Consider the following 12,076-nt stretch of genomic DNA (forward strand, 5'->3'; position numbering starts at 1 on the left):
GCCCGTTCGTTTCACATGGGATCGCCGTCATTGGCCTGTCTCTCCCTCGGCACGCTTCATTCGAGCAAAGCTTTCACGCCTTCGTCGGCGCCGACCGGTCCTTTTTCACGGAAAGCGAGAATTCCGAGCCGGCCCCACATCCAAGCGGCGCAGGCCGCTTCTGGAAGGATCAGCGAGGAATAAGCGACGGCCGGGGAGTCGACGTAGAGCCCGATGGCGACAAGCGGCGTCGCGATCAGCCAAAACGCGGCGCCGTCGGCGGCTGCGACCATGGCGAACGAGCCCTGCGAATGGAACAAGGCTCGGGCGATATTCGCCGCGAAGCGAAGGGGAAGCGAAATCGCCAGCGCCTGGATCAGCGTCGACCACCAATGCCCGCTCTGGCCATATAAGCGACCGAGCAGCTCGTCGCTCTCCAGCAAGGCGAGGGCGGCGGCGACCACGACAGGCGCGCCCTGCGCCCACACTCTCCACATCGACGCCGAGAGCCGGCCGTCGCGCAGCGCAGCGTGCCGGAACGCCAGGAATCGCGTCAGCGCGACGAAGGGCGTGAACAGCATCAGCATCAAGGTCTGGCCGGCCGCGAAGGAATTCATCCGCGAGACGCTGTAATTCGCGAGCCACGGCGCCGCGAACAGGGAGAAGCAGGCGAGTATGGCGAGCTGCACGGATATGAGCCGCTGCGCCTCCCAATAGATCGGACGAAGGAAGCGCAGCGTCCACGAGCATCCGGGAAGCGAAAGCCTCGCGTCGCCCGGCGGCAACATGCGGCGGCACCAGATCGACGACAGCGCGCCGACGATGAGGCCGGACAAGAAGCAGCCCGAAAATCCCCATCCCAAAACATCCATGAGGAGCAGATTGGCGGCGATCTTGGCCGCCGCCTCGGTCAATTTCCACCGAACGACCGAAGGGCCACGACCGAGGGCGTGGAGGACGAATGCGCCGATGTTGACCACAAACCGAAAGGGCGCCGCCAGCGCGTGCCAGAACACACCCTCGCCGACGAGGCTCGCGACGTCGCCTTCCCCCGCCAGCCACCTCGCCGCCGTGGGATAAAGGAGCCAGCCTAGCGCGCCGCAGAGCAGTCCCGTCAGCAGGGCCAGGCCGAGGATGCGGCCGATGACCGGCGCGGCCCCGCCGTTTCGTTGCGCCTGCGCGACCACCGTCGATGCGACCGCGCCCATCGCCGTCATCAGCACGACTTCGACGAGCGCTAGGCGCATCATCATCACATAAGCGCCGGCGGCGGGGCCGCCGAGGCGGCTCATCATCACGATGTCCGCTTGCTGCGCGAGTTGAGCCGAGGCCAGAGCCATGAGCAATGGCCAGTAGCCGCGCCAGAAGCCCGTTTTGGGCCGCGTCATCGCGGGAGCGGCCGCCAGCCGGGAAAATGGTCGATCTCGAAGCCGGGCGTCAGGAAATAGCCGAACTCGCCGTCGGGGAGCGGCAGCGGCTTCTCGAATTCGACCTGCTGGACCTGCTCGAGCCGGCAGTGGATGCTGTCGATCTTGGCGCCGACGACGGCTGCGCCGGCGAGCGAGCGGCTTCCCAGCACGATCTGACAGGCATCGATGTCGCGGTCGATCATCAACCATCGCGTCGCGGAGGCGGTCATGACGGGCAGCAGCTGATCCTCGTCGAGCCGCTCGCGGAACTCCGATTGCTGCAGCCAGACATAGACCCAGAGGAAAAAGCTCCAGTCGAAAGCGAGGTTGTTCTCCCGGGCCCAGGCCATGAAGGGCAGGAAGATGGCGCCGCCGCTCGGCCCCGAGAGCTCCAGCAGGCGTGGGCATGTGTCGAACAATGTGTGCCAGTAGGCCCGAAGGCTGATATCGATGCGAATGAAGCCGCGCGAATCCCTGGGATAGAGAGACTGGCGGGCAGGATTTGCGAGATCATCGTAGAGATCGGCGTCGATTCTAACCGGCGCAGTGGGCAACAGGCTCATGACGCTCTTCCTCGACGCAGGGGAAAATATCGCGCAGTCTTTTCAGGTCGACCGAGATCGACTCATAGTCAATGTCGAAATCCCGTTCATAAGTGATCGTCGCGCCGGGCTTGTCGAAAGACGTGCGCATCCGGCTCAGGAAATCGAGCGTGTCCTCCGCCATCTCCCGGTCGTGCGTGTCGGCCTTGACGCGCGGCTCGATGAAAGCCGTGCCATATCCTGCAACGTGGAAATGGCGCGTGGTCTCGATGATTTTCTTCCACAGCTCGACCGGCGCGCCGGTGTTGTTCTGAGCGCAGATCGCGTTCGACGCGTCGAAGAGAACGCCGACCCCGGTCTCCCGGCTCAGCCGCTCGTAGAAGGACGGCGCGTCCCATGCGCCATCCATGATCGACGGATAATTCTCAAGATAGAGGCGCGTGCCGAGCATGTCCTGCCATTGCTCGACCTTGCTCCGCACGTGGTCGTATTCTCGATAATCGATTTCGCCGAGATGGAAAAGGCTTCTGCCGTTGTGTGTGAAGTATAAAATATGATCAGAGACATAGACGGGCCGCATCACGTCGATGAATCTGCGCAGCCGCTTCCCGAGCTTCTCCAATTCCTCCCGATCTCTTTCGAGGTATTTCGAAAGCATGATATGAAATGCAACGGGACAATCGAATGAATCCGCGATCTGCTCGGGCGGGAGATGAACGAAATTGTCGATCAACATTTCGACATAGTCGATTTTCCGCTCTTTGATCATCTGCTGGACCATGTCGAGCGTGCCGGTCAGCGTGAAGTTGAAGCCGATCTGCATCTTCGCCTCGTGGAATACGGCCAGAATCGCCCCGAAGAGGCGAGTGCCGCCCCCGAGCACATCGAGGGCGGCGGCGCAGTCAGATCACATGCAGCTGCACGGATAGCACGAACCGCAAAGCGCAGCCGCGCGACCGATGACCGGAAGGACTTTCTTCTGAGCAATCTTGACAGTCATAGCTTCCTCCTAAGGGAGTTTCCAAGTTATACCTACTTGATCGCCCCACTGGAACGCTCAATATAGATGCCGCATCTGCAACTCCAAACAGCATGCGATATCTATTAAGACATATATTCAAATATATTGTCAATATAAAATATCAATAAATCTAGCGTATCAAGGATAAATACTGAATACAGGCAATATGTATAAATATTGACCGATCGGCGCGCTGGGACGCGCAGGAAACTCGGATGTGAGTTCCTCGAATGTCGGTCCACTACCGCCTTGGGCCTATGATCCGTTCAATTCTCGATCCCGCTTTCCCTTCGCGTCGCGCGTTCACGCCTCCTTTGCCCGTTCCTGAGTGGAATGTGCGCCTCATATGCGGCTCGGCGGATCGCCGACAGGCGTTTCGATTGTCGCGAAAGCGGGCGTCCAACTCTCGGCGTCAGCGCCGAAGCGAGTCGCCTCCCTCTCGCAGCCCCACGCAACATGTCCGAGCCGCCACGCCGATCGACCTTTCGGAGCGCGCCCCAGGACGGGGACATGACTCAAAACTCGTTTCATTTTTGGTCCTCCCGCTGCGCCGACATCGATGATCCCGGGGGGCGCTCGCTACAAGATACGACGAATGAAATCGTTGGAATCCGACAAGGCGGGAGAAAAATTTTGTCGTCGGATCGATAGAAGCGACACATTCCTTCATGGGATGCAGCCGACTCCCGTCCGCGACGGAAAACGTCTCGAACGATCATCGGCGAGCGTGAGGATGCCCGTCCGGCGGCTCTGGGCAAACGTTCGAGCCGCCGGCGAAGAAGACCCGAACGTCCTAGAATTCCACGCGAATGGAGCCGAGAACCGTGCGCGGCGCGCCCACTGTGATCGTGGTGCGATTCAACGAAGCCGGATAGTAGATGGCGTCGGTGAGATTCTTGACGTTCAGCTGCGCCGTGACGGCTGCGCCTTCGACCTCGAAACGATAGGAGGCCATCGCATTGACGAGCGTGTAGTCCGGCAATTGGAAGTCATTGGCGGTGTCGCCCTGCATCGATCCGACGATCGAGACGCCGCCGCCGAGGCTCAACCCCTCGAAAGCCCCGTGGGCGTCATATTTGAGCCAGAGATTCCCGGCGTTCAGCGGCGCCGAGGGCAGCCTGCGGCCGATATTCGCCTTGTTATTGTCCTTCGTGACGACGGCGTAGTCGTGGCTGAAATTGCCGATGACGCTCCAATTGTCGTCCAAACGCCCGGTGAGGTCGAATTCGACGCCTTCGCTCTCCGCTTCGCCAATCAGCGTGGAGAACCGCGGATTGAGCGGGTCGGGCGTCGGAATATTTGTCTTCGTGATGTCGTAATAGGCGAAGGTCGCCGTCAGGCGCTTGTCGAAGAACTCCGCTTTCACGCCGCCTTCCCATTGCCGGGCCCTCTGCGGCGCCAGAGGAATATTGCCGCCGGTGACGCCATTGTTGGCGCCGAAGGATTGAGAGTAGTTTCCATAGAATGACAGCCAGGGAAACGGCTGGATCGAAAGTCCGATGCGCGGACTGAACGCTTCATTGTAAATCGTGACGGCGGCGTTCTTGGCGGAGACATAGGAGACGGAGCTGAACGAATTGACGGCATCCGCCCAGTCATATCTGCCGCCGAGAAGCAGATGCGCCCTGTCGTCGAAGGCCGAGATCATGTCCTGGAGATAGAGGCCTTTCCAATTCTCTCGCGCGTAAGTGAAGGCGTTGGGCGTAGGCTTGTAGGGAACGCCCGAACCATAGACCGGCGCATAGATGTTGATCGACTTCACATAGGGCGATACGCCGAGATAACCATTATATTGATCCTGATTCTCGGTGAAAAAGTCGCCCCCCACCAGCAAGTCGTGCCGCAACGGACCGGTTTCGAACTTTCCCTTGAGGTCGAGATTGGTGGAAAGAGATCCGACGTAAGTCGGTGTCATGAAGAGGCGGCGCGTCGCGTCGCCCGTCGCCTCGTTGATCGAACCGAAATAAGTCGTCGTGACACCGTGATATCCATATTCATACAGCAGCCGATTGGTCAGGCTCCAATCCTTGTCGAAGGCGAAGGTCCAATCGTAACCGATCAGTTCGCGGGTATGCCGGGTGGGGTTGTTGGCGGTGACCGCCGGATCTTGCAGATATCGGCTGATGGGAACCGAAGCCGGACGCGTTCCGATTGCAGGAATCGTCTGATAAACGTCGACGAGAATCGAGTCCTGGAATTCCGCGTCGACATTCAGGCGGAATTGCTCGTCGGGATGAAAGGTGATCGTCGGCGCGATAAAAACGTTCTGACTATTTGCGTAATCGATGTACGAATCGGCGTGCATGAAATTGCCGGAGATACGATAGAGCCAGGTTCGATCGGGAGTCAGGGGACCGGTGGCGTCCACGCTCGTTCGCGTCATTCCGAACGAGCCGGCTTGTTCCTGAAAGGAATAATATGGCGTCTCCAATGGGCGCTTCACGACCAGATCGATGATACCGCCCGGCTCGACACGGCCGTAGAGCATGCCGGCCGGGCCTTTGAGAATCTCGACGGATTGGAGATTGGAGGTGTCGAGGGTGGAGACGAGGTGCCGTCTCAAATTGTTTCGGTAGACGCCGTAATTGGTGGAAAAGCCACGAATGTTGAAACTGTCGTATGTCGAGGCCGAGGGGTTCTGAGACACGCTGCTGGCGTTGGTGGTGAGCGCCTCTTGTATGCTGATCGCCTGCTGATCATCCATGGTCTGCCGCGTGACGACCTGCACCGCCACCGGCGTCTGCAGGATCGGCGTATCCGTTTTCAACGCGGAAGTGGCGGACGGGGCGCTATATCCCGTCGCTCTGTCGCCCGGTCCTCGTACCCCGGCGGCGCCCCTCTCGCTTCGAGCCTCGCGTCCGACATCGATGGTCGGCAACGCCGTCGCGCCGCTCGCGTCAGTGCGGACGCCCGTGTCGTTCTGCGCCAGCACGATCGATACGGACCGTCCATTGTCCGCGAAACGATAGGCGAGTCCGGAGCCGCGCAGCAGCCGGTCGAGGCCGTCCTTCGTCGAAAAAGCGCCATCGAGTCCGGAGGTCGTCAGGCGCTCGGTCACGCGCGCGTCATATGCGATGTGCAGCCCGCTGACATAAGCGAATGTGTTGAGCGCCGTCGCCATCGAACCGGGCGGAATCTCATATTTCTGGATCCACCCCAAGCGCTCTCGCGCCGGAATCGACGCCTGTGCGGGCGAGTCGGCGGCGCCGGCGCCGATCGTCAAAACGCCCATAGCGGCCATGGCCAGAGTCGATCCCACTCTCGAGCCCTCGTGTTTCTCACCAGCCCTGCGCCGAACAGTTCGCCCCATCATCGCTCTACCTCGATCAGCCGCCTTCAGATACGTCTTTCACCGAGTTCGACGCATGAGATCGAGGGAGAGGAGGTCGCGCGCGAAAATTTTTTTCTATTCTTCTCGGGGCGGCGCAGGCGCCGTCAGCGATACAGGATGATCAGGTATTTGGTCAGAACCGTCATGCGCAGGCCGAGCGCCGCCTCGATTTCTTCGAGGGACTCGACGGGATCATCCGCATCGAACACGCCCGTCACCCGGCGCGATCGCAAATTCGGATCGGCGAAAATCACATGACCTCGATGATAACGCCCGAAGGCCTCGACGACCTCGCCGAGCGTGGCGTTCTCGAAGATCAGCGAACCGTTCCGCCACGACGTCGCGCGCAGGAGATCGACCTTGCGCGGGGCCGCCGCAGCAGCTCCGTCGTCATAGGAGCTCTGCTCGCCTTCGCCGACGACCACGGTGCGACCGCCGCTGACGACTGCGACGCGATGCTCGCCGACCGTCACGCTGGTCCGACCATGATCCAACGAAACGTCGAACGCGGTGCCGAGCGCCGTCGTCGTTCCCTGCCCCGCCGCGACGACGAATGGGCGAGCGGCGTCGGCCGCGACCTCGAACCATGCCTGCCCTTCGAGGAGAACGAGACGCCGCTCCGCGGCGCGATAGTCGACGGCGATGGCCGACCTCGAATCGAGATGAACGCGCGAGCCGTCGGCGAGCGTGATGAGTTTCGTCTCACCTGGCCAAGTGTAATAGCCCGACCGAAGCATCGTCGCCAGATCACCGAAAGCGAGGGTCGCGGCCGTCAGCGCGACAGCCGCCGCCGACAACCAGACAGCGGGCGGCTTGCCGCGAGTCTCGGGCGAGGTCTCGAAATTCATCGACCTCAAGCGGCCGACGACGCTCGAAATCTTGTCGAACGCGTCTTGATTCGCCTCATCGGCAAGGAGCCAGGCGCGAAAAGCCGCCCGCTCTCTCTTGGACAGCGGACCATCATTGCATCGCATCACCCAGTCGATCGCAGCGTCGTCGGCTGCCTTCCGCTTGTCCGTGTCTTTTTCCATCACGACGCTCGTACACAGGGCATGATGTCCTTCTTTCAGGCTGCCTCATCCGCAGCGCGCGGATAGGGATGGGCGCCCTGTCCGACGCACCGCCGCGCAGACAAAGGAGATCGCGCCAACGAACAGCTATTCCAGCGCCATCCGACATCGCTGAAGAGCGAGACGGATATGCTTTTGCGCCATATTCGTCGAAATGCCCAGCCGCTTCGCGATCTCCGCAGGAGACAGCCTCGCAGAAACGTAGAGGATGAACGCCTCGCGGCAGCGTGGCGGCAGCGCGTCCACCGCTTGGCGGAGGAGACGCGATTCTTCGTCGGCTTCGAAGAGGTCTCCCGGCGTCGCCTCTTTGGAGGGCGCCTCGTCCGGCAGGTCACCGAAGACGAGGCAATTGGCCTCCGTCCGTCGGCGGCGCGCGAAGTCCCTGGTGAGGTTGATCGCAATCTGTTGCAGGAAGGCCGGCGGATCGGCGATTGCGCCGTGATCCTCGCGCCGCAGCGCTCTGAGGAACGTCTCCTGCAATAGGTCCGCAGCATCGTCCGGGCCCACCCTGCGTTTCAGATAGTCGAGCAGTTCGCGCTTGTTGCGCAGAAAGAGCTCGCGAATGAAATTCGATTTTTGGTCCGGCATGATCGGCGTCCGCTGGCCAGTAACAGCCGCGCCGAGTGACAAGCCGCTCGCCGCGCGCGCTCTTTGGAAGGCGCAAAAATATTGGTCGCTCCGTCGACGTCGACTGAGGATTCCGGATCGTCAGCAGAGCGCCGCCGGTGGAGCGCGCGACCAACTCGATTCTCGGCGAACCGCCGAGGGCATCGCGTCGACTTCGATCGGCCAGGGGATCGACACGGATGGTGGGGACGGGACGTGAACTCTTCGGTAGAAGCGCGCAGCGGCGCCCATCATCCCGTCTTGGCAGCCGCCGCATAGGGCGCAGTCGTGGCGCCCGATCGGATGTGTTGGCGCTTCGTCGCCGCTGACCGGGGCCGGACGACAGATATCCGCGAACGGTGTCGCGGCCTCCCGCAACGAACTTTCGAGATTGACCCGCCCGCTCACGGAACCGACGACGAGAAGCACCTGAAATAGGACGACCAGCGCGACAAGGCTACTTGTCGCCCACGAGCGCGTCAGTCGCGGAGGAATGGCCTCGCCTCGGATCATGCGCGAATGGTCAACAAGATGCGAAGCCTGTCAAGAACAAAAGAGCTATGGCGGAAACTGGGTGATGACGGCGTGAGGAGAGCGGCGTAACGGGGTTGGTGTGCAGCCGACCCGAACCTCCAAGAGGAGCGTTACGCCATGAATAAGGATAGAGTTGTCGCCCTCCGGCAGGAAGGCGAAATCGACGATCCGCTCACCGAAATCCTGCGAGCGGGGGCGAAGCGGCTCATCGCGCAGGCCGTCGAAGCGGAATTCGAGGCGTTTCTCGATGCACACGCCGAGTTCGCGCTGCCGGACGGGCGGCGGCGGGTCGTTCGCCACGGGCGCGATCCGGCGCGCGTGATCCAGACCGGCATTGGCCCGGTCGAGGTGGAAAAGCCGAAAGCGCGCGACCGCGGCGCGCCGAGCGACGACACGCGCATCCGCTACGCCTCATCGATCCTGCCGCAATGGGCTCGGCGGCGGACGAAGAGCTGGATGCGCTGCTACCGGCTCTCTACCTCGCCGGCGTCTCCACCGGCGATTTTCAGGACGTGCTGACGGGCTTGCTCGGCAAGGACGCGCCCAATCTCTCGCCAGCGGTGATCTCGCGGCTGAAAGGTGAGTGGGAGGAGGACTATAGAAGCTGGCAGACGAGGGATTTGGCGGCGCGGCGCTATGTCTATCTGTGGGCCGACGGCGTCTATCTGCAAGCGCGCATGGAGCCGCAGGCCGAATGCATGCTGGTGCTGATCGGCGCGACGCCGGAGGGCAAGCAGGGCTCTGAATCCGGGTTAACGGGCTGAGGCTTCCAAGGCGATGGCGAGATAATCCTCGCGCCAGCTGGCGATTTTTCTGCGGAGCTTGATGCTGGTGCGTGTGGGCTTTGTGGCCTTGCGCTGCGGTTTCATGGGCTTGTTCTCGGGCTCGGGGGCGGTGCGGATCATATTGATGGCGAAATGCCTGACGACGGCCATGTTTCTCGCGCCATGGCCCTTGCGCAAGCGGGATTGGTCTTCGGCGAAGACGACGTCGAGCACCCAATGCAGCTGGTTCTCTATGCCCCAATGGCCGCGCACGGCCTCGCCCGCCCGCTTCGCTGGGAGAAGGGCCGAGGAGATGTAATAGCGCGTCTCGAAGCGGCCGCGGTCGGCAAGTTCGGCCTGCGATTTGACGCGAATGATCGTCGCGGCGTTCGGCAGGCGCAGCTCGCCCGGAAAGCGGCGCTCGCCGTTCAGCCAGTCGATCTCGGTGATGACGCTCACGCTGCGCTGCTCGATGCGGCCATGGCCCTTGTCGAAATCGACGCATGTGTCGATCCGCGTCGCGGCGGAAAAAGCGCTCTCGATCTCGGCGCGCAGGGTCGGCTGATTGGCTTTGACCGCCAGCAGATAATCGGCGCCCTTGTCCACGATCGCCTGGGCGATCCTGGCGTTGGTGGCGATGGCGTCGATGGAGACGAGCGCGCCTTTCAGCGAGCCGCCTTCGGAAAGGCGATCGAGCAGGACGGGAATGGCCGATAGTTCATTGCTCTTGCCCTCGACCGCCTCCTGGCCGAGCACGAGGCGGCTCGTGGTGGCGAAGGCGGAAACGAGATGCAGCGGGGCTTTGTCCTCGGCGCGATCATGGCTGCGACGCGAGGTCTTCCCGTCGATGGCGATGAGCTCGGGTCGCTCCGGCCAGGTCTCGCGCACCCAGCCAGTGAAGGCCGCCGAGAACAGCGCCGGATCGACGCGGTTCATGAGCAGGGTGAGCCAGCGTCCGCCCGGCACGCCGTGCTCATAAGGCAAATAGCGGCGCAGGAAGCCGATGTTGGCCTTGCCCCAAGATGCAATAGCGTCGAAGTGATCGCAATCGGCCATGGAGGCGCAGACGACGAGCAGCAGCACCTCGCGAAGCGGATGCGCGACGCGCCAGGGCTCGCGCGGGTCGTCAATGATCGAGAAATGGTCGAGAAGCGCTTTCAGACGCGACTTCTCTTTGAAAACTGCGAAGGCGAGGCTCATCACGGCGGCTCCAGAATCACTCCGCCGATAGGGAATCACGCCTGAGCCCATCCGTTAACCGCCGTTAACCCGAATTCGGAGCCCTGGGAGGGCAAGAAGGAGCTGGTCGGCTTTCAAACGGGCATGCGCGAGAACACGCAGAGCTGGAAGGAGCTGCTCGTCGATCTGAAGAAGCGCGGCTTGGCGATCGGGCCCGAGATCGCCATCGGCGACGGCGCGCTCGGCTTCAGGAAGGCTCTCGAGGAGGCGTTCCCGAAGACGCGCCATCAGCGCTGCTGGGTGCACAAGACGTTGAACGTCCTCGATAAGCTGCCGAAGTCCGTTCAACCGAACGCCCACAGGGATCTGCGCGAGATCTGACAGGCGCCGAGCCGCGCGGCGGCCGAGACGGCGATCGCGACCTTCGCCGAGAAATATGCTCCGAAATATCAGAAGGCGGTCGATTGCCTGCTGAAGGATCGCGACACGCTTCTGACCTTCTTCGACTTTCCCGCCGAGCATTTCGTGCATCTGCGAACGTCGAACCCGATCGAGAGCGTGTTTTCGACGGTCCGTCATCGCACGGTGCGCATGAAGGGCGCGCTCTCGCAGGACACGGCGCGCCTCATGGTGTTCAAGCTCGTGATGGCGGCGTCGAAGAACTGGCGGCGCCTGAAAGGACAAAATCAGTTGCCGAAACTCATCAAAGGCGTCACATTCCGCGACGGAATCGAGATCGCCCGCGAAGCCGAAGCCGCCGCTTGATCCGCCCCGTCACCTAAAATCCCGTATAGCTCAGAACAAAATTATTACAGATCGATATCACAACAGCACTCCATCGCCCCAGAGACGGCGCGAGAGGCGTCACGATGCGCAGGCTCGCGCTCCTGTGGATCCACGCGCCATTGCATCGCCCAGCAGCATGGTCCAAAATGCCTCGTCGCCGGATTTCGGACGCCGCGAAACTCGCGGAATTTCGGGGCTTTCTCGAGTGTGGCTGAGGATCCAGGTCCTCCAGCCAATAAAATCAATCACCTACGAAGACGCGTCACAAGCAGCGGCAAAAATGTCACTGCAGGGCTGTGCGATGAGTCGATTCCTTGGCTAGACGCCGAAGGTCGTCGGCCGAATAATCCGTCCTCAGGCCACAGATGCGGGCATGGCGCGAATCTCCTCCGCGCCAACGAATCAGAAAATCGGCCGTGACGAAACCTAGAGACAACACCTTTCGGCATTACACGCCAAAGCACGGAAGCTGGCTCGACATGGCCGAATCCCCGACAAGGAGACGCTTAGACCGCATTCTCTGGACATCGCGAACTTTCGCGGCGGGTCATTAGCGTGATCCCGGCTTGAAGTTCGCGTGTTGATGCGCTTCACTCGCTGATGACGGTTGGCGGACACGTTATATGCGGCGTCGGCGGCAGTAGTCGACAATTTCTCGAGTTATCGGGCGCCTGCGGTCGAACGCGAGTTCGGCGATGGGCGCGACGAAGATCGCCCTGGCGGCGTCGGCGCCGATTTCGACCTGGCACATGAGGCCGAAGGTCTCGCCGGCGTCGAACACGCCGGTCACCCTGCATCTGTCGTCAAAAGCTCCGCGCTGTGCGGCTCCGATCAGTGACGCCCGCAATCGTCCTC

The 12,076-nt window shown here is 61.8% G+C and carries 9 protein-coding genes and 2 pseudogenes; 2 read left to right on the top strand and 9 right to left on the bottom strand.

Annotated features, from left to right (window positions below):
- Positions 1 to 56: 56 nt before the first annotated feature.
- The 7 genes from mbnM to CQW49_RS07190 form a co-directional block, all read right to left on the bottom strand.
- Positions 57 to 1,367, bottom strand: coding sequence for an MATE family efflux transporter (gene mbnM, locus CQW49_RS07160; protein WP_003614730.1), 1,311 nt, complete (start codon positions 1,365 to 1,367; stop codon positions 57 to 59).
- Complete coding sequence (mbnC, locus tag CQW49_RS07165) at positions 1,364 to 1,951, bottom strand: methanobactin biosynthesis protein MbnC (protein ID WP_003614727.1); 588 nt, start codon at positions 1,949 to 1,951, stop codon at positions 1,364 to 1,366. Before mbnC ends, mbnM begins: the two co-directional genes overlap by 4 nt.
- On the bottom strand, positions 1,923 to 2,753 hold the full coding sequence (gene mbnB / locus CQW49_RS07170) for a methanobactin biosynthesis protein MbnB (protein ID WP_065083569.1): 831 nt from the start codon (positions 2,751 to 2,753) through the stop codon (positions 1,923 to 1,925). The genes mbnC and mbnB overlap by 29 nt, the downstream gene beginning before the upstream one ends.
- Before the next feature lie 84 nt (positions 2,754 to 2,837).
- Positions 2,838 to 2,930, bottom strand: coding sequence for a methanobactin (mbnA, locus tag CQW49_RS26165; RefSeq protein ID WP_003614758.1), 93 nt, complete (start codon positions 2,928 to 2,930; stop codon positions 2,838 to 2,840).
- 814 nt (positions 2,931 to 3,744) lie between these two features.
- Positions 3,745 to 6,210: a TonB-dependent siderophore receptor gene (locus tag CQW49_RS07180; protein ID WP_003614715.1), complete on the bottom strand. Its 2,466-nt coding sequence runs from the start codon at positions 6,208 to 6,210 to the stop codon at positions 3,745 to 3,747.
- A 176-nt stretch (positions 6,211 to 6,386) separates the two neighbouring features.
- On the bottom strand, positions 6,387 to 7,313 hold the full coding sequence (locus CQW49_RS07185) for a FecR family protein (protein WP_003614713.1): 927 nt from the start codon (positions 7,311 to 7,313) through the stop codon (positions 6,387 to 6,389).
- A gap of 126 nt (positions 7,314 to 7,439) precedes the next feature.
- Positions 7,440 to 7,940: an RNA polymerase sigma factor gene (locus CQW49_RS07190; RefSeq protein WP_003614712.1), complete on the bottom strand. Its 501-nt coding sequence runs from the start codon at positions 7,938 to 7,940 to the stop codon at positions 7,440 to 7,442.
- 669 nt (positions 7,941 to 8,609) lie between these two features.
- Here CQW49_RS07190 and CQW49_RS25495 point away from each other — a divergent pair.
- A pseudogene (locus CQW49_RS25495) lies at positions 8,610 to 9,229 on the top strand (transposase); the annotation flags it as partial.
- Positions 9,230 to 9,244: 15 nt separating this feature from the next.
- Here CQW49_RS25495 and CQW49_RS07210 read toward each other — a convergent pair.
- The gene (locus CQW49_RS07210) at positions 9,245 to 10,456 is read right to left on the bottom strand and encodes an ISAs1 family transposase (RefSeq protein ID WP_024749405.1); all 1,212 of its coding nucleotides are present in this window, start codon (positions 10,454 to 10,456) and stop codon (positions 9,245 to 9,247) included.
- Positions 10,457 to 10,543: 87 nt separating this feature from the next.
- Between CQW49_RS07210 and CQW49_RS07215 the strand changes: the two are divergent.
- A pseudogene (locus CQW49_RS07215) lies at positions 10,544 to 11,200 on the top strand (IS256 family transposase); the annotation flags it as partial.
- A gap of 640 nt (positions 11,201 to 11,840) precedes the next feature.
- Here CQW49_RS07215 and CQW49_RS24435 read toward each other — a convergent pair.
- Complete coding sequence (locus tag CQW49_RS24435) at positions 11,841 to 12,011, bottom strand: hypothetical protein (protein ID WP_155931300.1); 171 nt, start codon at positions 12,009 to 12,011, stop codon at positions 11,841 to 11,843.
- Positions 12,012 to 12,076: the final 65 nt, after the last annotated feature.

This window comes from Methylosinus trichosporium OB3b (assembly GCF_002752655.1).
Taxonomy (GTDB): Bacteria; Pseudomonadota; Alphaproteobacteria; order Rhizobiales; family Beijerinckiaceae; genus Methylosinus; species Methylosinus trichosporium.